This is a genomic window from Stutzerimonas sp. C6.4V, assembly GCF_058536345.1.
Genome location: NZ_JBZUBM010000002.1, coordinates 395,561 through 415,947 on the forward strand (window position 1 = coordinate 395,561; position 20,387 = coordinate 415,947).

Genomic DNA, 20,387 nt, shown 5'->3' on the forward strand with positions numbered 1-20,387 from the left:
CCAGCAACCTGATGGAATAACACTATGACACTGACCGAATTGCGCTACATCGTCACGCTCGCCCAGGAATCACATTTCGGCCGTGCCGCCGAACGTTGCCACGTCAGCCAGCCCACCCTCTCGGTAGGGGTAAAGAAGCTCGAGGACGAGCTCGGCGTGCTGATTTTCGAGCGGACCAAGAGCGCAGTGCGGCTAACCCCTGTCGGTGAAGGCATCGTCACCCAGGCGCAAAAGGTACTGGAGCAGGCGCAGAGCATTCGCGAACTGGCCCAGGCCGGCAAGAACCAGCTGGCCTCGCCGCTCAAGGTTGGCGCCATCTATACCGTTGGCCCCTACATGTTTCCGCATCTGATCCCGCAGCTGCATCGCGTGGCGCCGGACATGCCGCTGTATATCGAGGAAAACTTCACCCACATCCTGCGCGACAAGCTGCGCACCGGCGAGCTGGACGCGATCATCATCGCGCTGCCGTTCCAGGAAGCCGATGTTCTCACGCTGCCGCTGTATGACGAGCCCTTCTATGTGCTGATGCCGGCCGGCCATCCCTGGTCGAAGCGGGAAACCATCGACAGCGAGATGCTCAACGACAAGAGCCTGCTGCTGCTCGGCGAAGGCCACTGCTTCCGTGACCAGGTTCTCGAAGCCTGCCCCACCACCCGCAAGGGCGAGGCGCCGAGCCACACCACGGTCGAATCCTCCTCGCTGGAAACCATCCGCCACATGGTTGCCTCCGGTCTCGGCGTATCGATCCTGCCGTTGTCGGCGGTCGACAGTCACCACTATTCGGCCGGCGTGCTGGACATCCGCCCGCTGACCCCACCGGTGCCGTTCCGTACCGTGGCCATCGCCTGGCGCGCCAGCTTCCCGCGGCCGAAGGCCATCGAAGTGCTGGCCGACTCCATTCGCCTGTGCTCGGTTGCCAAGCCGCCCGCCGCGACCGCCTGAGCCCATGAGCGAGCTGGCGGCGGTGCCGGTTACCGCACTCAAGGGCGTGGGCGCGGCGCTGGCCGAAAAGCTCGCCCGGGTCGGCCTGGAAACCCTGCAGGACCTGCTGTTCCACCTGCCGCTGCGCTATCAGGACCGCACCCGCATCGTGCCGATCGGGGCGCTGCGTCCCGGTCAGGACGCTGTGATCGAAGGCACCGTGACCGGCGCCGATATAGTCATGGGCCGCCGCCGCAGCCTGCTGGTACGCCTGCATGACGGCAGCGGCAGCCTCAGCCTGCGCTTCTACCATTTCAGCCAGGCGCAGAAGGAAGCCCTCAAGCGCGGCACCCAGGTACGCTGTTACGGCGAGGCCCGCCCCGGCGCCTCGGGGCTGGAGATCTACCACCCCGAATACCGCGCGCTGACTGACAGCGAGCCGGTGGCTGTCGAGCAGACCCTGACGCCCATCTACCCGACCACCGAAGGCCTGACCCAACAACGCCTGCGCCAGCTCACCGCCCAGGCCCTGGCACGGCTCGGCCCACACAGCCTGCCCGACTGGCTGCCCGACGAGCTGACCCGTGATTACCAGCTGGCCAAGCTCGACGAGGCGATCCGCTACCTGCACCGGCCGCCGCCGGACGCCGACCTGGAGGAACTCGCCGAAGGGCGCCACTGGGCCCAGCACCGCCTGGCCTTCGAAGAACTGCTGACTCACCAGCTCTCCATGCAACGCCTGCGTGAAAGCAGCCGCGCCCAGCACGCGCCGCCGCTGCCGGTAGCAAGGTCGCTGCCGCGACGCTACCTGCAAAACCTCGGCTTCCAGCCCACCGGTGCCCAGCAGCGAGTCGGTGCGGAGATCGCCTACGACCTGGCCCAGGACGAGCCCATGCTGCGCCTGGTGCAGGGCGACGTGGGCGCCGGCAAGACGGTGGTCGCCGCCCTTGCCGCGCTGCAGGCGCTGGAAGCGGGCTACCAGGTGGCCCTGATGGCGCCCACCGAAATCCTTGCTGAACAGCACTACCTGACCTTCTGCAAATGGCTGGAACCGCTGGGCATCGAGGTCGCCTGGCTGGCAGGCAAGCTCAAGGGCAAGGCGCGCACAGCCGCACTGGAGCGCATCGCGGTCGGCTGCCCCATGGTGGTGGGCACCCACGCGCTGTTTCAGGATGAAGTGCAGTTCCGCCGCCTGGCCCTGGTGATCATCGACGAACAGCATCGCTTCGGCGTGCAGCAACGCCTGGCGCTGCGCCGCAAGGGCGTCGAGGGCCGGCTCTGCCCGCACCAGCTGATCATGACCGCCACGCCGATCCCGCGAACCCTGGCGATGAGCGCCTACGCCGACCTGGACACTTCGATCCTCGACGAGCTGCCACCGGGCCGCACCCCGGTGAATACCGTGCTGGTGGCCGACAGCCGTCGCCTGGAAGTCATCGAGCGGGTGCGCTCGGCCTGCAACGAAGGGCGCCAGGCCTACTGGGTCTGCACCCTGATCGAAGAATCCGAGGAGCTGACCTGCCAGGCGGCGGAAACCACCTTCGAAGACCTCAGCGCCGCCCTCGGTGGGCTGCATGTCGGGCTGATCCATGGCCGCATGAAACCGGCCGAAAAAGCCGCGGTGATGGCCGAATTCAAGGAAGGCCGCCTGCAACTGCTGGTCGCCACCACCGTCATTGAGGTCGGCGTGGACGTCCCCAACGCTAGCCTGATGATCATCGAAAACCCCGAGCGGCTGGGCCTGGCCCAGTTGCACCAGCTACGTGGGCGGGTCGGCCGTGGCAGCGCCGCCAGCCATTGCGTGCTGCTCTATCACCCGCCGCTGTCACAGATCGGCCGCGAACGGCTGGCGATCATGCGCGAGACCTGCGATGGCTTTGTCATCGCCGAAAAGGACCTGGAGCTGCGCGGCCCTGGCGAAATGCTGGGCACCCGGCAGACCGGCCTGTTGCAGTTCAAGGTCGCCGACCTGATGCGTGACGCCGATCTGCTCCCCGCCGTCCGAGATGCTGCGCAAGCGCTGCTGGCTCATTGGCCGCAACACGTCAGCCCGCTGCTGGAGCGCTGGCTGCGCCACGGCCAGCAGTACGGTCAGGTCTGACGCTCGTCGGTAAAGCCTGACCGCTTTAAACCTGACGCTATACTGCGCCGCACGGGAATAAGACGGATCATGCTCATGAACTCGGCTGTCGACACAACAAACCCCCTAACCTTGCCTTCGCTGATCGTTCAACTTCTGGACAAGCTGGCATTGCCCTATCGCACCCGCGAGGACAGCGCGGTGCTGGACCCGGCCCAACGCGTACAGGCGATCCTGGTCGATGACGCGATCGGCGCGCTGCTGGTGCTGTATCCCCGTGACCACCTTCTTGACCTTTCGCGCCTGAGCGAGCTGACCGGACGCCAGCTTTCGGCAGTCAAGCCGGACCGGCTGACACGCATGCTGGCCAAGCACAGCCTGCAGGTGTTACCTGGCCTGCCGCCGCTGACCAGCTCCCCGTGCCTCTACGAGGAACGTCTCCTGCAACAGCCGGTGCTCCTGCTTGAAAGCGGCTATCCCGGCGTGCTCCTGGAAATGGCCAGCACTGACGTCAAGACGCTGTTGAACAAGGCCAGCGCCGGGCAGTTTGCCGTCCCGCTGAGCGGTATTCATCCCAACCTCGACAGGCCCGACGACGACGGTGCCGAGATCGCACAGGCCGTACAGAGCTTTACCGCGCGTCGCATCCAGAAACGCCTGGAAGAAACCATCGAGATTCCGCCGCTGGCCCACACGGCACAAAAGATCATCAAGCTGCGTGTCAACCCCGACGCCAGCGTCGACGACATCACTGGCGTCGTGGAAACCGATCCGGCTCTTGCGGCGCAGGTGGTCAGCTGGGCGGCTTCACCCTACTACCGCGCACCCGGCAAGATCCGCTCGGTGGAAGACGCCATCGTGCGTGTGCTTGGCTTCGATCTGGTGATCAACCTGGCGCTGGGGCTCGCGCTGGGCAAGACTCTGAGCCTGCCCAAGGATCAGCCGCAACAGGCCACGCCCTACTGGCAGCAGGCGATCTATACCGCCGCGGTAATCGAAGGCCTGAACCGTGCGATTCCACGCCCGCAGCGCCCGGAGGCTGGGCTCAGCTACCTGGCGGGGCTGCTGCACAACTTCGGTTACCTGGTACTGGCCCACGTGTTTCCGCCGCACTTCTCGCTGATCTGCCGGCACCTGGAGGTCAATCCGCACCTGACCCACAGCGTGGTGGAGCAGCACTTGCTGGGTATTACCCGGGAACAGATTGGCTCCTGGTTGATGCGCTACTGGGGCATGCCGGACGAGTTGTCCACCGCCCTGCGCTTCCAGCATGACCCCGATTACCAGGGCGAGCACGCCGGCCATGCGAACCTGGTATGCCTCGCCGTGCGCCTGCTGCGCAACCGGGGTATCGGCTCCGGTCCTTACAACGAGATCCCGCAAGGCCTCTTCGATCGCCTCGGGTTGACCCGCGAGAAGGCCAACGAGGTGGTCACCCGGGTGCTTGACGCCGAAGCCGCCCTGCGCGCCCTGGCCACCCAGATAAACCCGGCGCAATAAGACCGGGCGAAGTCCGAGGCGGCACCGCCCCGGACTTCGCCACGACCAGCGGGTGCGACCGCCGCTAACCCTCGGCGCGGAAACTCACCCGCGCATCCACCAGACCGTCGCCCACCTGGGTGATGCTGACCTCGGCAAGACTGGCACCGGCTGCCTGCAGCTGGTCGAACCAGGTCAGCAACGTCGAATATGACGCACCAGGAAGGGTGACCTGCAAGCTGCCATCGTTGCCATTGTCGAAGCTCTCGATGGCCAGGCCGCTCTGCTGGGCACTCTGAGTGACCAGCCCCTGCAGTTGCTCGGGTGCCAGAGAGACCGGATTGCTGCGCGACATCTGCCGCGCGAGCTCAGTGTTCTGCTCGAGATAGGCATGCAGCTCGCGCTCCTGCTGAAAGTACGCCTGCGCATCGCGCACACGCTGCTGTGCCGGCTGCCAGAGCAGCACATAGAACAGCACCACCAGCAGGAAGGCCCCCAGCAGGGTCAGCGACAGTCGTTCGCGCGGTTGCAGCCGCTGCCAGCGCAACCACAGCGGCGATTCGGCCAGGCGTACCCGCATCTGCTGTTTCAGGTTCATCCCCTGCCTCCAATCACAACACGTGCGCTGACGGCGTCACCGTCGCGGCTGGCCGAGCCGAGCTGAACGCTCTCCCCCGTTTCACCCAGCCGCTGGCGCAACTGCTCGAGTACCGCGAAATCGCTGGCCCGCACCTGCAGGGCCAGATCGCCCCGGGCCTGGTTGTAATCCAGTTGGCCGATCGACACCGGAATGCCTTCGCCCAGTGCCAGCGCCACCTCGTTCAGCAGCCGCATGAATTCTGCCGAGGCGCCGGCGCTCTGACCGATGTGTTCGTCGAACTGGGCGCGCAGGTTGACGATGCGGCGGTCCTCTGGAAACAGCTCGGTGTACAGCGCGCGACTGGCTTCGGCATAGCGCTCTGCCTGGCTGTCCAGCGTCCAGGCCTGGACCAGGTTGAACACCAGCTGCACCGCCAGCACCAGGGCCAGCACGATCATCACCGGCTTCCACCGGCCAAGGCCCGTCCCTGCGGCCTGTATGGCGAAGTCGCCCTGGGCCAGGTTCAACGCAGCGGCGCGCCCCGCGGCAAGAAAGCGATAGGGGCTCTCCACCTGCCCGTACTCATCCAGCGGGGATGGTCCCTCGGCCATGGTGCCATGGCCACGAAGAGGCCCAGGGCATTGCCCGGCCAGATGCGGCCATTGCGTGCTGTCGAAGGCCAGCCGGGCTTCCGGGCTGCCGCCAAGCAATGCACGCCCGTCAATGAACAGCAGCTGGGTTCCATCGCGCGGCAGCAGGTCGGCGTCGACGTGGATGGCGACGATGGTCAGGCCGGCGGCCCGCAAGTCGTCCAGCCATCCCGCGAGCAGCTGACGCCGGATCGCAATGACCCGACGCCGCCCATCCTCCAGCGCATCGCCATGGGTCAGGTGCAGGTCATCGACGTTTTCAGCGAGCAGCTCTTCCACCGCATAGGCCAGCGCCTGGTTGACCCAGCGCGCCTTGCGCGTCGGCAGGTTGACTGCGAACGAACTGCAGACCTCCGCCGGCAGAACCAGGGTGATGGCCGCTGGTGCTCGCTCGATAACGCTCGCCAGCGGCATCCAGCCCTCGTCGCCCTCGCCCGGCAGCCAGTAGACGCGGCTATCGCTGTCGATCCGGGCGCCGCAATCAGCGGGCAGAAACAGGCAGTCCATCGGCTATCGATCTCCATCACTTGTTAATCGGGGCAGCCGTGGCGGCTGCCCCAGGTTGCGCTGCAGCACGCGGACTTCGCCGCTGTCTTCGCGCCGCAACTGGCTCACCAGGGCCAGGCGACGGTCAGCCAGGCGCACCTCGCTGATGGCCTGGAAGAATTGACTGGTCACGGCAAGGTTGGTGCCCTGCAGTTGGACACCACCAAGCGCAGGTTGCGCCATGAAGCTGGCCGTGTCACGAAACGGAGCCGCCTGGCGCGCCTTGACCAGCGATTCGGCAGCGCTGGGGCTGAGGCTGTCGGCAAGGCTGGAAAGCACGGTGGCACTGGCCGTGTTGACGTTCAGCGGCGTATCGGCTGGCAACGCGGCGACGTGGGGCGCCAGACGCTGGAAATCCTCGTCGCGCATGCCAAGCAACAGGCGCAGCTCGGAGAGATCCTCCAGCCGTCTGCCCGCCGTGCGGTACGGCGGATCGAGTAGCAGATAGGCGTTGTCCTCCGCGCCCAGTTCACCGCTGGGTTGCTGATCGCTGTCCAACCAGTCGACCAGGCGTTCCCCATAGGGCTCGGTGATCTGCAGGCGCAGCAGCAAGCGTCGGAACTGCGCCAGCGCCGCCGCGTTGGGCTGCTGTTGCTGCACCAGGCTGTTGAGATTGAAGCGCCCAGCCAGGTCCTCGATGCGCACCTGCACCTGACCCTGCCCTTCGTCGAGGTCGTAGGCCGGTTGCGGCAGCGCCCAGGGTTCGAGCAGGTGATCCACGGCCGGTTGCCCGGTGCCATTGCCCGAGGCCTGCAAATCGCCGCGCAGCATCGTCTGTGCGAGGGCTTCACCGCCCAGCGCGTAGTGCCAGGCCTGGCGCGCCTGCATCTGGTTGCCGGTGCCGCGAATCGACAGCTGCTGACGGGCGATCATCCCGGCGCAGACCACGGTAACGATCGCCACCACCAGCAAGACGGTAATCAGCGCGACGCCGCGCTGGGCTTTCATTGCATCTCTCCCACGCCACCGGGCTCCGGCACGCCCTGCGAGTCCGGCTGGATGAACTCGGGCGCCGGCGTCGGCCCGTCCGGCAGCCGCAGCAGCCGGGTGATGGTGCCGTAGCGTTGATGGTCGAACGATACCTCGACGGCGATCGGCAAGCGGCGCGCCTGTTCATCCGGGTCACCGCGACCAAACTCGAACGGCGGCCACTCCTCGTGCCAGGCGTTTTCCGCATCCAGATATCGCAACCGCAGCGCAAGCACGTTGTCGAGCACCGGCTGCACCCGTGGCTCACTGTCGACGTCGCGATCGAGCACAACCCAGTAAAGGCGCTCCAGTCTGTCGCCGGCCAGGCGCCAGCGCACCCGTTGCAGGTTGGCCCGGCGCATCCCGGTGGGGTTGCGCCAACCGCTGCGGGTAAACTCCAGCGACACCCCATCCTCGGCACCGGACGACTGGCCGATAAAGGCGTTCTGTTCATCACCATAGCCGTCGCGCACCGGTCGCGGCACGGCCTGAACGAGGTCACGCTCAAGACTCCACATCGCGCGGCCCAGCTCACGCAGCTGGATTTCCTGGGCGCGCACCACCTCGTCACTGCGCATCACCGCTTCAAGCATGCGGTAGGTGGCAAGCCCCAAGAGCGCAAACAGCGCGATGGCGATCAGCAGTTCAAGCAGCGTGAAGCCGCTCATGACGCCCCGCCTGGCAGACCGGTTGCTCATGGGTCGACGCCAACAAAGCCGGTGAGGCTGGTGACCGCACGATCTTCAACGGAGCCGGCCCCTGAGCCGCGACGCCCTTCAGCCGCGGCCACCCAGACGCGGATACGCAGCAGGCCAGGCGTGCCGCTGGTTTGCACTTCGCTCAGGGTCTGCCATTGGCGCCCGCCGAACTCCAGCGCCAGGTCCTCTCGCCCAAGGCTCGGGGCCGGTTGTTGCAGCTGCAGTTCGGTCATGCGGTTGTCGGCGATCCAGCCGGCCAGCGTCAGGGCCTCCAGTCGTCCGGCGTTGCTTACGCTGCGCCCGACTGCAGTCAGTACGACGGCTGCGACGATAGCGAAGATGGCCAGCGCCACCAGCACCTCGAGCAGGGTAAAGCCGCCCGAACGCAGCGGGCGGCGGCTCATCGACGGACTTCCACAGGCGCCGCGACAGGCATGCGAAAGCCATCGCTGGTCACCGTCCAGCGAGTGCCACCGGGGCGCTGGTCGGACAGGGTCAGGGTAAAGGGAGACAGTTCGCCGCTGGACAAGACCAGCAGCTGTGGCTGGACCCTTGGCGCACGTCGGCGCTCACGGTCTCTGTCATCGGAAAGCCCGGCCGGGTCGTCCTCCCCTTTGACCGGGGCGACCAGCTTCAGCGGTGTGCCGTCGAGCTCCAGTTCCAGACGCATCCACTCCGGAGGGTGATGAGCCTTGCTGTCACCTGCGTCGCGCCAGCGTGCATCGGCCTCGTCGTAGTGCATCACCCGGTAGCCATCCTGCCTGATAAGAAGGCCATACTCGCGGCTGTCGAGCACGGCCTCATCGGCCATCAGGCTGATCAGGGTTGCCAGGCGTTGCGCTTCATCGCGGATTTCCCGGGATGAACTGGAACTGCCCATCGAAAACACCGCCAGGCCCACCAGGCTGCCGAGAATGACGATCACCACCATCAGCTCGATCAGCGTGAAGCCGCTCTCCTGGCGCGACCTAGGCATGGATCAGAGGTCCCAGTTACCGATGTCCGCGTTCAGGTCAGAACCGCCCTGCTTGCCGTCCGCCCCATAGGAATACAGGTCGTACTGGCCCTCGGTGCCCGGCGAGAGGTACTGGTATTCGTTGCCCCATGGATCTTTCGGCACGCGCTTGAGATAACCGTCGCGGTTCCAGTTTTTCGGCTGGGGATTGCCGCCGGGCTTCTCCACCAGCGCATCCAGCCCCTGCTGGGTGCTGGGGTAGGAATAGTTGTCCAGCTTGTACATGTCCAGCGCCGCGCCGATGGCCTTGATGTCGCCCTTGGCCACGGTGACCTTGGCCTGATCCGGGCGGTTCATCACCTGCGGCACTACCAGCGCGGCGAGGATCCCGAGGATCACCACCACCACCATGATTTCGATGAGGGTGAAGCCCCTCTGCTTGTATCGCTTCAACGTCATGCTCACTAGCCCACCAGTTGATTGAGAGAAAGAATCGGCAGCAGGATCGCCAGAACGATCACCAATACCACAGCCCCCATGAACACCAGCATGAAGGGTTCGAATAGTCCCACCATCAGCGAGATCTGCGCAGCCAGGTCGTTTTCCTGGTTGCGCGCGGTGCGGGCAAGCATCTGGTCCAGCTCGCCGGATTTCTCGCCGCTGGCGATCATGTGCAGCATCATCGGCGGGAACTCGCCCGTCGCGTCCAGCGCGCGGGTCAGGCTGCCACCCTCGCGCACCCGCTGCGCCGCCTCGATGACCTTGTCGCGGATGCGCAGGTTGGCGATCACCGCGGCCGCAATACCGAGCGCATCCACCAGTGGCACGCCACTACGCGTGAGGATAGCCAGGGTCGAGGCGAAGCGCGCCGTGTTTGTCGCCCGTGACAGCCGTCCTACCAGCGGAATGCGCAGGATCAGCGCATGCCAGCGCCGTCGCAGGTTCTGGTCGCGCAGCGCCTGGCGCAGGCCCAGGCCGGTCGCCACGATCACCACCAGCATCAGCCAGCCCCAGCGCTGCACCGCCTCGCTCACCGCGATCAATCCGGTTGTCAGCGCCGGCAGTTGCTGGCCGGTATTGACGAACACCTTTACCACGTCCGGCACCACGTAGCCGAGCAACAGGATGACGATGGCCAGCGAGGCCACCAGCAGGATCACCGGGTATAGCAGCGCCAGCTGGATCTTCTGCCGCGACTGCTGGCGCTGGTCGGTGTAGTCGGCCAGCTGGTCGAGGACCAGACCGAGATGCCCGGCGTGTTCGCCTGCCGCAACCGTGGCGCGATAGAGCTCCGGAAAGGCCGACGGGTATTCGCGCAGCGACCCCGCCAGGCTGTGGCCTTCCATGACACGTGCGCGCACCGCCAGCAGCATCGATTTGATCTTTTGCGACGAACTCTGGGCCGCCGCCGCTCGCAGGGCTTCCTCGATGGGCAGCGCGGCCTGCACCAGGGTCGCCAGCTGACGGGTGACCAGCGCCAGATCACGTGCCGACAACCCCCGCCCAAAGGCAAAGCCGCTACCGCCGGTGTCTTCCTTCGCCTTGGCCTGCTTGACCTCCAGGGGCGACCACTGCTTTTCGCGCAGCAGCTGCCGCGCCTGCCGTGGGCTATCGGCCTCGATCAGGCCCTTCTGCTCGCGGCCCCGAGGGTCAAGCGCGACGTATTCGAAGGCCGCCATCAGCGTCGCGCCCCCCGCGAGCAAATGCCGCAGCGACCTAGGGCGGGTTGCAGTCCGCCGCGCGAACCACAGGGCAACGTCTCATCAAAACCTGGTGAACCCTTGGTTTCCTGCAGGCCTTTCGCATCGACGGCTACGCTTTCAGGCCGAGCCAGGCGCCTGGCGGGACGCCTTGCCGATTCGGCCCGCCCCCCGACATTCAGCTCATTCCTCACGCGTCACCCGCAGCACTTCCTCGATGGTCGTCACACCCTCACGCACCTTGCGCAGGCCATCCTCACGAATGCTCGGCCCCAGCCGGCGGGCATGACGAACCATGTCCTGCTCGGCCGCACGGGTGTGGATCATGCTGCGCAGGGTGTCGTCGAACATCACCAGCTCATAGATACCGGTCCGCCCGCGATAGCCCAGCTGCCGACAGACATCACAACCTTCGGCGTGGTACAGCGTCGGTGCCTCGCTGGGATCGAGGCCGAACAGCGCGCATTCGGCTTCGTCGGCCACATAGGGACGTTTGCAGTCATTACACAGTACGCGGACCAGGCGCTGGGCCAGCACACCAAGCAGTGACGATGAGATCAGGAACGGCTCGACGCCCATGTCAACCAGGCGGGTCACCGCACCGATGGCGCTGTTGGTGTGCAGCGTCGAGAGCACCAGGTGGCCGGTCAGCGAGGCCTGCACCGCCATATCGGCGGTTTCCTGGTCGCGGATTTCCCCCACCATCACCACGTCCGGGTCCTGGCGCAGGATGGCGCGAAGGCCGCGCGCGAACGTCATGTCGACCTTGGTGTTGACCTGGGTCTGGCCGATGCCCTCGAGGTTGTATTCGATCGGATCCTCGACGGTGAGGATATTGCGCGAGCGGTCATTGAGCGTCACCAGGCTGGCGTACAGGGTGGTGGTCTTGCCCGAGCCGGTCGGGCCGGTGACGAGAATGATCCCGTGGGGCTTCTGGACTGCCTGTTCCATCACCTTGCGGTCGCGATCGCTCATGCCCAGGTGGCGCAGGGTCAGGCGCCCAGCCTGCTTGTCGAGAAGACGCAGAACCACACGCTCGCCGTTGGCAGACGGCAGCGTCGATACACGAATATCCACCTCGCGACCACCGACCCGCAGTGAAATCCGGCCATCCTGCGGAATACGCTTCTCGGCGATATCGAGCCGAGCCATGACCTTGATCCGCGACACCAGCAGCGCCGCCAGCTCGCGCTTGGGCTGCACCACCTCGCGCAGGATGCCGTCGATGCGAAAGCGGATCACCAGGCGCTTCTCGAAGGTCTCGACGTGGATGTCCGAGGCGTTTTCCTTGATCGCCTCGCCAAGAATGGCGTTGATCAGGCGGATGATCGGCGCGTCGTCCTCCTGCTCCAGCAGGTCCTCGGTTTCCTGGATCTGGTCGGCCAGGCTGTGCAGGTCCATGTCCTCGCCGAGGCCTTCGACCATCTGCATCGCCGCGGATGAATCGTGCTGATAGGCCGAGCTCAGGGCCTGCTCGAATTCGTCCTGAGCCAGCCACTGCATGGCCAGTGGCCCTCCGGCGACGCGCCGTGCCTCCTGCAGCGCGGTCAGTGGCGCACCTTCGCGGGCGCACAGCCGCATTCCTTCCGGACGCTCCTGCAGGAGCACCCCATGACGGCGGGCAAAGGCGAAGGGCAACCGCCGCGGCGGCGGTTCCTCCATCAGGGTCATCTCGTTCAAGTCTAGTTCGGCCATGCCAGCTATTTTCGCGCAGTGGGTGCAATTGATGTTGGCCGGCGGTCCGATGCCCGCAGCCGACAGCTATGGACTACAGGGAATGCATGACATTGCAAACCTCTGCCGGGTTTTCTTTCGTGGTGCGGCGCGCCGACCGGCACCAAGGTCGCATACAGACAAGCCCGCCGGTGAATACACCGTCTATGGTCCGTCATTCATGATTACCCCGCGCCTATTGCGGTATGGAACCTTAGACAAAGGTCGAAGCCAATATCCGCGCCGTATACAGCGATGCGAGCACATGGACGAGTCATAAAACGAACGAAACGGCGCGCCATCGTTCTGATTAAAACGGTTGTTTGATTTTTTCAGGCCTTGCAGAATGCCGCGCCACAGCGAGCTCGACCAGCAGTGCGGAGCCCGTAGCCGATCCACACCCGACCGCCAACCGTAGTGGCCGGGCGGAAAGTAACGCCAGCGAAAATACCGCTGGTTACGATCAAGCAGGAGAACAAGAACAATGCACATTGGTGTTCCTCTCGAAACCAGGCCCGGTGAAACGCGCGTTGCCGCGACACCGGAAACCATCAAGAAGCTGATCGGGCAAGGGCATCGGGTGACGGTGCAGAGCGGAGCTGGCGTACAGGCCAGCGTTCCGGACAGTGCCTTCGAAGCGGCAGGCGCCACCATCGCCGATGCCGCTGCGGCGTTCGCAGCAGAGATCCTGCTGAAGGTGAACGCACCGAGCGAGACCGAACTGGCGCAGATCGCGCCCGGTACGGTTCTGATCGGCATGCTCAATCCCTTCGACAATGACAACATCGCACGCATGGCCGAACGCGGCGTCACCGCCTTCGCCCTGGAGGCCGCGCCGCGTACGTCCCGCGCGCAGAGCCTCGACGTGCTGTCCTCCCAAGCCAACATCGCCGGCTACAAGGCGGTGATGGTCGCCGCCAACCAGTATCCGCGCTTCATGCCGATGCTGATGACGGCAGCGGGTACGGTGAAAGCGGCACGGGTGCTGATCCTCGGTGCTGGTGTTGCGGGTCTGCAGGCCATCGCCACGGCCAAGCGTCTGGGCGCGGTCATCGAAGCCTCGGACGTGCGTCCGGCGGTCAAAGAGCAGATCGAATCGCTCGGCGCCAAGTTCGTCGACGTGCCGTTCGAGACCGACGAAGAGCGCGAATGCGCCGAAGGCGTCGGTGGCTATGCCCGGCCGATGCCAGCGTCCTGGATGGCGCGCCAGGCGCAGGCCGTGCACGAACGTGCCAAGCAGGCCGACATCATCATCACCACCGCGCTGATTCCGGGCCGCAAGGCACCGACGCTGCTGCAGGAAGAGACCGTGCAGCAGATGAAGCCCGGCTCGGTGGTAATCGACCTCGCCGCCTCTCAGGGCGGTAATTGTCCATTGACCGAAGCCGATCAGGTGGTGGTCAAGCACGGCGTGACCCTGGTTGGCTACACCAACCTGGCGACCCTCGTGCCGGCGGATGCCTCGGCGCTATACGCCCGCAACCTGCTGGACTTCCTCAAGCTGGTGATCGATGGCGAAGCCAAGTTCCACCTCAATCTCGAAGACGACATCGTCGCCGCGTGCCTGATGTGCCGCGACGGCCAGGTCGTGCGCACCAACGGTTAAGGGAGCCTGAACAATGGACCTGATATCTGATGGCATCTACAACCTGATCATCTTCGTGCTGGCGATCTACGTCGGTTACCACGTGGTCTGGAACGTCACCCCCGCGCTGCACACCCCGCTGATGGCGGTCACTAACGCCATCTCGGCGATCGTCATCGTCGGCGCCATGCTGGCCGCCGCGCTGACCGTTACCCCGATGGGCAAGCTGATGGGCACCCTGGCGGTCACGCTGGCCGCGGTCAACGTGTTCGGCGGCTTTCTGGTCACCCGCCGCATGCTGGAAATGTTCAAGAAGAAGGAGCGCGCTTCCGTTGCGAGCAGCGCCAAGGCGGAGTCCAAGCCATGAGCATGAACCTCATCACCCTGCTCTACCTCATCGCTTCGGTGAGCTTCATCCAGGCCCTCAAAGGCCTGTCGCACCCTACGACCTCACGCCGCGGCAACCTGTTCGGCATGATCGGCATGGGCATCGCCGTGGTCACCACGGTATTTCTGGTGTTCAAACTCGGCGACCAGTTGGTGGAGAGCGCCAACCCCTGGGGCGGCCTTGGCTTCATCGTCCTCGGTCTGCTGATCGGCGGCTCCATCGGCACGCTGATGGCCAAGCGCGTCGAAATGACCAAGATGCCGGAACTCGTCGCCTTCATGCACAGCATGATCGGTCTGGCGGCAGTGTTCATCGCCATCGCCGCCGTGCTCGAACCGCAGTCGCTGGGCATCGTCCAGGCGATCGGTTATCCGATTCCGGCCGGTAACCGCCTGGAGCTGTTCCTCGGCGCGGCCATCGGTGCCATCACCTTCTCCGGTTCGGTGATTGCCTTCGGCAAGCTGTCGGGCAAGTACAAGTTCCGCCTGTTCCAAGGCGCACCGGTGTCGTTCCCCAACCAGCACAAGATCAACCTCGCCGTGGGCGTGGCGATTTTGGTGCTGGGCCTGATCTACACCTTCAGCGGCAACTTCACCGCGTTCATGATTCTGGTGGCGCTGGCTTTCGTCATCGGTGTGCTGATCATCATCCCCATCGGCGGCGCCGACATGCCGGTGGTGGTCTCGATGCTCAACAGCTACTCGGGCTGGGCGGCCGCCGGGATCGGCTTCTCGCTGAACAACTCGATGTTGATCATCGCCGGTTCGCTGGTGGGTTCGAGCGGCGCGATCCTTTCCTACATCATGTGCAAGGCGATGAACCGTTCGTTCTTCAACGTCATCCTCGGCGGCTTTGGTGGCGACGCCGATGCCGGCCCGGCGGCCGGCAGCAAGGAGCAGCGTCCGGTCAAATCCGGCTCCAGCGATGACGCCGCCTTCCTGCTGTCGAACGCCGACACCGTGATCATCGTCCCCGGCTACGGCCTGGCGGTGGCCCGTGCACAGCATGCGCTGATGGAACTGGCCGAGAAGCTGACCCATATGGGCGTGACCGTGAAGTACGCGATCCACCCGGTCGCCGGTCGTATGCCCGGGCACATGAACGTGCTGCTGGCCGAAGCCGAAGTACCGTACGAGATGGTCTTCGAGATGGAAGACATAAACTCCGAGTTCGGTCAGGCCGACGTGGTGCTGGTGCTCGGCGCCAACGACGTGGTCAACCCGGCGGCGAAGAACGATCCGAAGTCGCCCATCGCCGGCATGCCGATCCTCGAGGCGTACAAGGCCAAGACGGTCATCGTCAACAAGCGCTCCATGGCCAGCGGTTATGCCGGTCTGGACAACGAGCTGTTCTACATGGACAAGACCATGATGGTCTTCGGCGATGCCAAGAAGGTGGTTGAGGACATGGTCAAGGCTGTGGAATAAGCGATACCGCAATACCGAAACCCCTCCCGGCCCGGCCGCGAGGGGTTTTGTTTTTTGCCGAATCAGAGGCCGAACACCGCGGCCAGATGCGCCTCGTAGCGCTTTATGTCCGCCTCGATGGCAGGCTGCTTCATGACATCGACACAGATAAACGTTGGCAGACCTGTCAAGCCAAGGAACTCGTTAGCCTTGTGGAAAGGGAAATACACAGCATCGACGCCCTTGCCTTCGAAGAAATCGGTCGGATCGTCGAAAGCCTGCTGCGGTGCATTCCAGGTCGCCGAGATCATGTACTGCTTGCCCTGTAGCAACCCGCCGCTGCCGTACTTCTGCGAGGCATCGGAGCGTGTCCGGCCATCGTTGGCGTAGAGGCTGCCATGGCCCTCGGTGAAGACTTCGTCGAGGTATTTCTTCACGATCCAGGGCGCGCCCATCCACCAACCGGGCATCTGATAGATGATCACATCAGCCCAGAGGTACTTGGCGACCTCTTCAGCCAGGTCGTAGCCAGCATCGATCTGCGTTTGCCTGACGTCGAACCCGGCGCGGTCGAGAAAGCTCAACGCAGTCTCATGCATGGTTGTGTTGTAGCGGCCATCGGAGTGGGCAAATTGCTTAGCGCCGTTAAGCAGGAGAATGTTCTTCATTGATTTCGTTCCAGCAAATGAGAATGGCGAGCAGCCTAACGATTTCGAATCTCGCGATATAGGGCCGTTCCGGCAAAAACCTATTGACTGAAAATCATGAATAAGTGCCGCTTTACTGCGTTAGGCTGCATACCTTTCTTCTGGAGCAGCCCATGAGCGAACCCTGTGCTTTCATTCTCCACGCCCATACCCGGCCAGAAAAATCCGCTGAATTCGAAGCATTGTTCAAGCGCTACGTAGCCCCTAGCCGAGCGGAAGCAGGCTGCATCGAGTACCACATGCTGCGCGATGCCAAGGACCCAACGTTGTTCATCTTCTACGAGGTCTGGGAATCGGCCGAGCATCTCGAGGCTCACAGTGCACTGCCGCATATGCGTAGCTTCAGTGAACAACGGATGGATTACCTGACTCGCGATTTCGAGATCCGGCCGGTCCATATGCTGAGCCCGGCGTCCGCCAACCGGAACGCGTAACCGGCTGCGGCAAACAGTAGTGCATTTGCAACAGCGGTACAGCTCGGCCATCAGCCCAACTGAACCAGCACAATCCCAAGTCCCTGTGACTGTATCGCAACAGTCCGGCACGCGACTCTATCTGCCCATAACCCATCCCCGTTTACTTCGGGAAGGAGCGGCACATGGAGCGCGTACTGACTCGCAGACTCATACCCACGTTCGGCACCCTATCGCTACGGCACATACCAGAACTGATTCGCCTATGGCAGAAGCGAACACGTACTCGCCGCCAGCTGGCAGCGCTCAATGACCGCCAACTGGCGGACATCGGCATTAGCCACAGCGAGCGGCAGGACGAGCTGAGCAAGCCTTTCTGGCGCTGACGGCATCTTCCGGGTGATAGCCTCGCGTCGTAAGCTGAACGGCATGGCCCGCGCGACGGTCAAATCGACTATCAGCGGGAAATCGCGTCTAGCCTGGAGAACATCATGAACAAGTATCTGTTGTCAGTTGCCACCGCTGCCTGCCTGGCCGCAGGGACGGCGTCGGCCGGGAGTATCACCGGCACCATCGACGCTATCGGCGCCTCCCTGGTCAATACAGTGGAAGGCACATCCGACATCACCTCGAACCTGGGTGATGACAAGGTTGTGCTGGAAGCTCGTGACGATGCAGCCCGCTTCGTGGCCAGCAATGGCGAGGCGCGTGGCGCTCAGCTGGAAGCTGCCCTGCAACACATCCGTACCCAGGCCCCAGCGTTGGAAGCAAGCGACCTGCAGCTGGCCGGCGCAATCCTGGCGCTCTGACGGAGGTGACGCGAGCCTGACGCTGGCCCAAGGGCCGGCGTTTCGCTAGCCTTGGCAGCTGTTGTTTCGGCTCCGGGACTCACATGCGTTCGCTTTACCTTGCACTCTTCAGCTGCTGCCTTTGCAATAGCGTCCAGGCGTTTGACAGCCTGACCGGCGGTACCGTCGCCTTCAGCTACGTTGCCAGCCAGGTGACCAGCGCCCCCTTCGACAATAAGCTCATCCTCGACTCGCGCGATGACGCAGCCGGATTCATCGCCAGCCACGGCGAACGTCGTGGTGCGCGTCTTGAAGCCGCACTGCTCTGGTTACGTGAACGGCAACCGGAGCTGGAAGCGAGCGACCTTGAACTGGCCGAAGCAATCCTCGTCCAATGACCCACTCTGATTTACGAGAAGTTCCATGAAACTCAAGCTGATCGCCGTGTCATTCGCACTGGCATTTATCGCCAGCGGCGCCCAGGCGCAGACCCTGGTTGCCACCAGCAACATCGTCGTCAACGCGCTGGATCGCAGCATCAATTTCACCTCCGACGTGACCAGCCGCATCAGCGACATGAAGGTCGTCAGTGAAGCCCGAGACGAAGCCGCCGGCTTTGTCGCCAGCGGGGGTGAAATTCGTGGCGCGCGGCTGGAAGCCGCGCTCGGCCGCTTGCGTAGTGCATTCCCAGAAGCCCAGCGAGCCAGTGACCTGGCGCTGGCCGAAGCCATCCTCGCTCAGTGAAAACGCCCCGCGCCTGGTGTGCAGCCGTTGCGCTCACCGCGCTCACGATGTTTGCCAACCTCTGTCAGGCCGACCTGCGCCTGAGGCTGGATGACGAAGACCTGGAACCGGTTCAACGCGCATCCAGCCAGCAACTACTGGACGAAGCCATGGCCGCGCTGCCTCCGCGGATGGTCGAGCAGCTCGACCGCGAGGTTCGCGTGCGCTGGCATGATGGACTGACCCACGACGTCTACGGCAGTGCCGGCGGCAACCTGGTGCTGCTCAACCGGCGCCTGCTGCCGGCACTGACCGATGGCAGCGCGGCCATTGAACGCACGAGTCGACCACATGGCACGGTACGCCGGGAGCTGCTGGCGACCCTGGTGCACGAAGCTGCCCATCTGTACGACCGCGCTCGTCTCTGGTCGCCAGAGAATTACAGACAGCTCGCCTTATGCAGCCAACGCGCCAGCAGTCTTGGCCAGGTCGGATTGCCCCACAGCTGTCGCGGCCAGACCGAACGTCGCCTCACCTTAAGCGATGACCCACGCCTTCTCGACCTTGCCGGCTGGCCCCAGCGCGTTGGCCGGCGCGGCGAGCGCGAGCAGGATAACGCCCAGGTCGCACGCAGCCCTGACGGCTACGAGCTGACCAGCCCGCTGGAATTCGTCGCGGTGAACCTTGAGTACTTTCTCCTCGATCCCAGCTATGCCTGCCGTCGCCCCCTGCTGCATCGCTACTTCAGCGAGCATTTCGGCTGGCAACCGGAGGGCGTCCAGGCGTGTGAAGGCAATCTGCCGATCCTCAATGCCGGACATGATTTCGGCCGCACGCCGCTGGTAACGCTGGACCCCGAGCAGGTCTTTGAGGTGGACTACCTGTTCGCCGAAGCCAACGACGCCTGGGTCAGTCGTTGGGGCCACAGCATGCTGCGCCTGGTGATCTGCGCACCGGGCCGTCCGCGCGGGCCTGCGTGCCGCCTGGACCTTGATCATCACCTGGTCCTGTCGTTCCGTGCCTTTGTCGGAGACGTGCAGCTGTCGAGCTGGGATGGTCTGACCGGTGTCTACCCATCGCGCCTGTTCGTCCTGCCGCTGGGCCAGGTGATCGATGAGTACACCAAGGTCGAACTGCGCAGCCTCGCCTCGATCCCGCTGAAACTTGAGCGCGATGAAATAAGAAGCCTTGTCGAACGCAGCGCTGAAATGCATTGGAGCTACGATGGGGATTATTACTTCCTGTCCAACAACTGCGCCGTGGAGACACTCAAACTGCTGCGCAGCGGCACCGCACGGCCCGAGCTCACTGCACTGGACAGCATTCTGCCCAGCGGCCTGCTGGAAATCCTGATCAACCGGGGCCTCGCTGATGCCAGTGTGCTCGACGACCCGCGCGAAGCACTGCGCCTGGGTTATCGCTTCGACTCTTATCGTGATCGCTACGAGGCCATGTTCTCTGTCCTGCGCGAGCGTCTCGGGCTGCCCCAGACCGACGTCGAGCAATGGCTGGCGCTAGGTGCCGACGAGCGCCGCCCATGGATCGAAAAAGCCGACCTGCGTGCCAGTGCCGCGCTGCTGCTGGTCGAGCAGGCAGCGTTGCGGCGGCACGTGCTGCTGGCGCAGGAAGAACTGAAGAATCGCTATCTCAGCGGCCGCGAGCGAGGCGACAACGACCTGGCCAAGGCTGACGAAACCCTGCAGGGCATCCTGGCCAGCAGCGGATTTCTCAGTCGCCCTGCCGAGTTACTCGATGGCAGCGGCTACGGCCTGCCACAGGCCAGCGAGTGGCAACGCCTGGAGCAGGAGAGTAGCCAGCGCCAGGCAAGGTTGAACCAGCTGACAGAAAGCTTGAATGACGAGGTCCGACTGCTGCTTGGCAAGGAGCTTCAACACGAACTGGATGCAGTGGAAGCCAACCTGGCGCAGATCGGCAGTCACCTGCGCAGCCTGCACAAGGCCAGCGGCGGCCTCCAGCTGCCCTGACAGCCAAATGACGGAAGCGCCTGCGGCGATTCCGTCCTACGAAAGGCATCCACAAGCCGCGCCAACGTAGGCTGGATTAGCCGCAGGCGTAATCCGAC

General features: G+C 64.2%; 22 protein-coding genes. 12 read left to right on the forward strand and 10 right to left on the reverse strand.

Annotated elements, in window-relative coordinates; all coding sequences use genetic code 11:
- Positions 1-24: 24 nt before the first annotated feature.
- The 3 genes from AC4LFW_RS17700 to AC4LFW_RS17710 all read left to right on the forward strand — a co-directional run bounded on the left by AC4LFW_RS17700 (position 25) and on the right by AC4LFW_RS17710 (position 4,504).
- Entirely contained in the window at positions 25-945 is a 921-nt protein-coding gene (locus tag AC4LFW_RS17700) for a hydrogen peroxide-inducible genes activator (RefSeq protein ID WP_491820770.1), read from the forward strand.
- A 4-nt stretch (positions 946-949) separates the two neighbouring features.
- Positions 950-3,025 carry an ATP-dependent DNA helicase RecG gene (gene recG, locus AC4LFW_RS17705; protein WP_491820771.1) on the forward strand — a complete coding sequence of 692 codons (2,076 nt, stop codon included), beginning with the start codon at positions 950-952 and terminating at the stop codon, positions 3,023-3,025.
- A 75-nt stretch (positions 3,026-3,100) separates the two neighbouring features.
- A complete protein-coding gene (locus tag AC4LFW_RS17710; RefSeq protein WP_491820773.1) occupies positions 3,101-4,504 on the forward strand; it encodes an aminoacyl-tRNA deacylase and HDOD domain-containing protein in 1,404 nt (467 codons plus the stop codon).
- 64 nt (positions 4,505-4,568) lie between these two features.
- Here the strand turns inward: AC4LFW_RS17710 and AC4LFW_RS17715 are convergent, their stop codons facing one another.
- The 9 genes from AC4LFW_RS17715 to gspE all read right to left on the reverse strand — a co-directional run bounded on the left by AC4LFW_RS17715 (position 4,569) and on the right by gspE (position 12,276).
- The gene (locus AC4LFW_RS17715) at positions 4,569-5,081 is read right to left on the reverse strand and encodes a type II secretion system protein M (protein ID WP_491820775.1); all 513 of its coding nucleotides are present in this window, start codon (positions 5,079-5,081) and stop codon (positions 4,569-4,571) included.
- Positions 5,078-6,220, reverse strand: coding sequence for a type II secretion system protein GspL (gspL, locus tag AC4LFW_RS17720; RefSeq protein ID WP_491820776.1), 1,143 nt, complete (start codon positions 6,218-6,220; stop codon positions 5,078-5,080). The genes AC4LFW_RS17715 and gspL overlap by 4 nt, the downstream gene beginning before the upstream one ends.
- Positions 6,221-6,223: 3 nt before the next feature.
- Positions 6,224-7,207 carry a type II secretion system minor pseudopilin GspK gene (gene gspK / locus AC4LFW_RS17725; RefSeq protein ID WP_491820778.1) on the reverse strand — a complete coding sequence of 328 codons (984 nt, stop codon included), beginning with the start codon at positions 7,205-7,207 and terminating at the stop codon, positions 6,224-6,226.
- Positions 7,204-7,896, reverse strand: coding sequence for a type II secretion system minor pseudopilin GspJ (gene gspJ, locus AC4LFW_RS17730; RefSeq protein WP_491820780.1), 693 nt, complete (start codon positions 7,894-7,896; stop codon positions 7,204-7,206). The genes gspK and gspJ overlap by 4 nt, the downstream gene beginning before the upstream one ends.
- A gap of 26 nt (positions 7,897-7,922) precedes the next feature.
- Positions 7,923-8,330, reverse strand: coding sequence for a type II secretion system minor pseudopilin GspI (gene gspI / locus AC4LFW_RS17735; protein ID WP_491820781.1), 408 nt, complete (start codon positions 8,328-8,330; stop codon positions 7,923-7,925).
- A complete protein-coding gene (gene gspH, locus AC4LFW_RS17740; protein ID WP_491820783.1) occupies positions 8,327-8,902 on the reverse strand; it encodes a type II secretion system minor pseudopilin GspH in 576 nt (191 codons plus the stop codon). Before gspH ends, gspI begins: the two co-directional genes overlap by 4 nt.
- Positions 8,903-8,905: 3 nt before the next feature.
- Positions 8,906-9,340 (reverse strand): type II secretion system major pseudopilin GspG, encoded by a 435-nt coding sequence (gene gspG, locus AC4LFW_RS17745; RefSeq protein ID WP_491820785.1) that lies wholly within the window; start codon positions 9,338-9,340, stop codon positions 8,906-8,908.
- 5 nt (positions 9,341-9,345) lie between these two features.
- Positions 9,346-10,560, reverse strand: coding sequence for a GspF family T2SS innner membrane protein variant XcpS (gene xcpS, locus AC4LFW_RS17750; RefSeq protein WP_491820787.1), 1,215 nt, complete (start codon positions 10,558-10,560; stop codon positions 9,346-9,348).
- Between the two features lie 204 nt (positions 10,561-10,764).
- Positions 10,765-12,276: a type II secretion system ATPase GspE gene (gene gspE / locus AC4LFW_RS17755; protein ID WP_491820789.1), complete on the reverse strand. Its 1,512-nt coding sequence runs from the start codon at positions 12,274-12,276 to the stop codon at positions 10,765-10,767.
- 502 nt (positions 12,277-12,778) lie between these two features.
- Here gspE and AC4LFW_RS17760 point away from each other — a divergent pair.
- From AC4LFW_RS17760 to AC4LFW_RS17770, 3 genes are read left to right on the forward strand one after another with little or no spacing between them, the layout of a single operon-like run.
- Positions 12,779-13,900, forward strand: coding sequence for a Re/Si-specific NAD(P)(+) transhydrogenase subunit alpha (locus AC4LFW_RS17760; protein WP_491820791.1), 1,122 nt, complete (start codon positions 12,779-12,781; stop codon positions 13,898-13,900).
- Positions 13,901-13,913: 13 nt separating this feature from the next.
- Positions 13,914-14,246 carry an NAD(P) transhydrogenase subunit alpha part 2 gene (locus AC4LFW_RS17765; RefSeq protein WP_491820793.1) on the forward strand — a complete coding sequence of 111 codons (333 nt, stop codon included), beginning with the start codon at positions 13,914-13,916 and terminating at the stop codon, positions 14,244-14,246.
- Positions 14,243-15,694 (forward strand): NAD(P)(+) transhydrogenase (Re/Si-specific) subunit beta, encoded by a 1,452-nt coding sequence (locus tag AC4LFW_RS17770; RefSeq protein ID WP_491820795.1) that lies wholly within the window; start codon positions 14,243-14,245, stop codon positions 15,692-15,694. The genes AC4LFW_RS17765 and AC4LFW_RS17770 overlap by 4 nt, the downstream gene beginning before the upstream one ends.
- A gap of 62 nt (positions 15,695-15,756) precedes the next feature.
- Here the strand turns inward: AC4LFW_RS17770 and mdaB are convergent, their stop codons facing one another.
- Positions 15,757-16,341: an NADPH:quinone oxidoreductase MdaB gene (gene mdaB / locus AC4LFW_RS17775; RefSeq protein WP_491820797.1), complete on the reverse strand. Its 585-nt coding sequence runs from the start codon at positions 16,339-16,341 to the stop codon at positions 15,757-15,759.
- Positions 16,342-16,493: 152 nt separating this feature from the next.
- On the opposite strand from mdaB, the gene AC4LFW_RS17780 reads away from it, so the two are divergent.
- The 6 genes from AC4LFW_RS17780 (at position 16,494) to AC4LFW_RS17805 (ending at position 20,289) form a co-directional block, all read left to right on the forward strand.
- The gene (locus AC4LFW_RS17780; protein ID WP_491820799.1) at positions 16,494-16,814 is read left to right on the forward strand and encodes a putative quinol monooxygenase; all 321 of its coding nucleotides are present in this window, start codon (positions 16,494-16,496) and stop codon (positions 16,812-16,814) included.
- 164 nt (positions 16,815-16,978) lie between these two features.
- Positions 16,979-17,179 (forward strand): DUF1127 domain-containing protein, encoded by a 201-nt coding sequence (locus AC4LFW_RS17785; protein ID WP_491820801.1) that lies wholly within the window; start codon positions 16,979-16,981, stop codon positions 17,177-17,179.
- 105 nt (positions 17,180-17,284) lie between these two features.
- Positions 17,285-17,602, forward strand: coding sequence for a DUF2388 domain-containing protein (locus AC4LFW_RS17790; RefSeq protein WP_491820803.1), 318 nt, complete (start codon positions 17,285-17,287; stop codon positions 17,600-17,602).
- An 83-nt stretch (positions 17,603-17,685) separates the two neighbouring features.
- Entirely contained in the window at positions 17,686-17,979 is a 294-nt protein-coding gene (locus tag AC4LFW_RS17795) for a DUF2388 domain-containing protein (RefSeq protein WP_491820805.1), read from the forward strand.
- A gap of 25 nt (positions 17,980-18,004) precedes the next feature.
- Positions 18,005-18,325 (forward strand): DUF2388 domain-containing protein, encoded by a 321-nt coding sequence (locus tag AC4LFW_RS17800; protein WP_491820807.1) that lies wholly within the window; start codon positions 18,005-18,007, stop codon positions 18,323-18,325.
- Positions 18,326-18,372: 47 nt separating this feature from the next.
- The gene (locus AC4LFW_RS17805; RefSeq protein ID WP_491822172.1) at positions 18,373-20,289 is read left to right on the forward strand and encodes a DUF7844 domain-containing protein; all 1,917 of its coding nucleotides are present in this window, start codon (positions 18,373-18,375) and stop codon (positions 20,287-20,289) included.
- The last annotated feature ends 98 nt before the right edge of the window (positions 20,290-20,387 follow it).

Excerpts from the sequence above, each read along its gene's own strand:
- mdaB (WP_491820797.1), bottom strand. The coding sequence starts at position 16,341 with ATGAAGAACATTCTCCTGCTTAACGGCGCTAAGCAATTTGCCCACTCC.
- gspH (WP_491820783.1), bottom strand. The coding sequence starts at position 8,902 with ATGCCTAGGTCGCGCCAGGAGAGCGGCTTCACGCTGATCGAGCTGATG.
- AC4LFW_RS17700 (WP_491820770.1), top strand. The coding sequence starts at position 25 with ATGACACTGACCGAATTGCGCTACATCGTCACGCTCGCCCAGGAATCA.
- gspI (WP_491820781.1), bottom strand. The coding sequence starts at position 8,330 with ATGAGCCGCCGCCCGCTGCGTTCGGGCGGCTTTACCCTGCTCGAGGTG.
- AC4LFW_RS17770 (WP_491820795.1), top strand. The coding sequence starts at position 14,243 with ATGAGCATGAACCTCATCACCCTGCTCTACCTCATCGCTTCGGTGAGC.
- AC4LFW_RS17795 (WP_491820805.1), top strand. The coding sequence starts at position 17,686 with ATGCGTTCGCTTTACCTTGCACTCTTCAGCTGCTGCCTTTGCAATAGC.
- AC4LFW_RS17710 (WP_491820773.1), top strand. The coding sequence starts at position 3,101 with ATGAACTCGGCTGTCGACACAACAAACCCCCTAACCTTGCCTTCGCTG.
- gspK (WP_491820778.1), bottom strand. The coding sequence starts at position 7,207 with ATGAAAGCCCAGCGCGGCGTCGCGCTGATTACCGTCTTGCTGGTGGTG.
- AC4LFW_RS17760 (WP_491820791.1), top strand. The coding sequence starts at position 12,779 with ATGCACATTGGTGTTCCTCTCGAAACCAGGCCCGGTGAAACGCGCGTT.
- AC4LFW_RS17800 (WP_491820807.1), top strand. The coding sequence starts at position 18,005 with ATGAAACTCAAGCTGATCGCCGTGTCATTCGCACTGGCATTTATCGCC.
- AC4LFW_RS17715 (WP_491820775.1), bottom strand. The coding sequence starts at position 5,081 with ATGAACCTGAAACAGCAGATGCGGGTACGCCTGGCCGAATCGCCGCTG.
- AC4LFW_RS17780 (WP_491820799.1), top strand. The coding sequence starts at position 16,494 with ATGAGCGAACCCTGTGCTTTCATTCTCCACGCCCATACCCGGCCAGAA.
- gspJ (WP_491820780.1), bottom strand. The coding sequence starts at position 7,896 with ATGAGCGGCTTCACGCTGCTTGAACTGCTGATCGCCATCGCGCTGTTT.
- AC4LFW_RS17790 (WP_491820803.1), top strand. The coding sequence starts at position 17,285 with ATGAACAAGTATCTGTTGTCAGTTGCCACCGCTGCCTGCCTGGCCGCA.
- recG (WP_491820771.1), top strand. The coding sequence starts at position 950 with ATGAGCGAGCTGGCGGCGGTGCCGGTTACCGCACTCAAGGGCGTGGGC.
- AC4LFW_RS17785 (WP_491820801.1), top strand. The coding sequence starts at position 16,979 with ATGGAGCGCGTACTGACTCGCAGACTCATACCCACGTTCGGCACCCTA.
- gspL (WP_491820776.1), bottom strand. The coding sequence starts at position 6,220 with ATGGACTGCCTGTTTCTGCCCGCTGATTGCGGCGCCCGGATCGACAGC.
- AC4LFW_RS17805 (WP_491822172.1), top strand. The coding sequence starts at position 18,373 with ATGTTTGCCAACCTCTGTCAGGCCGACCTGCGCCTGAGGCTGGATGAC.
- gspG (WP_491820785.1), bottom strand. The coding sequence starts at position 9,340 with ATGACGTTGAAGCGATACAAGCAGAGGGGCTTCACCCTCATCGAAATC.
- gspE (WP_491820789.1), bottom strand. The coding sequence starts at position 12,276 with ATGGCCGAACTAGACTTGAACGAGATGACCCTGATGGAGGAACCGCCG.
- AC4LFW_RS17765 (WP_491820793.1), top strand. The coding sequence starts at position 13,914 with ATGGACCTGATATCTGATGGCATCTACAACCTGATCATCTTCGTGCTG.
- xcpS (WP_491820787.1), bottom strand. The coding sequence starts at position 10,560 with ATGGCGGCCTTCGAATACGTCGCGCTTGACCCTCGGGGCCGCGAGCAG.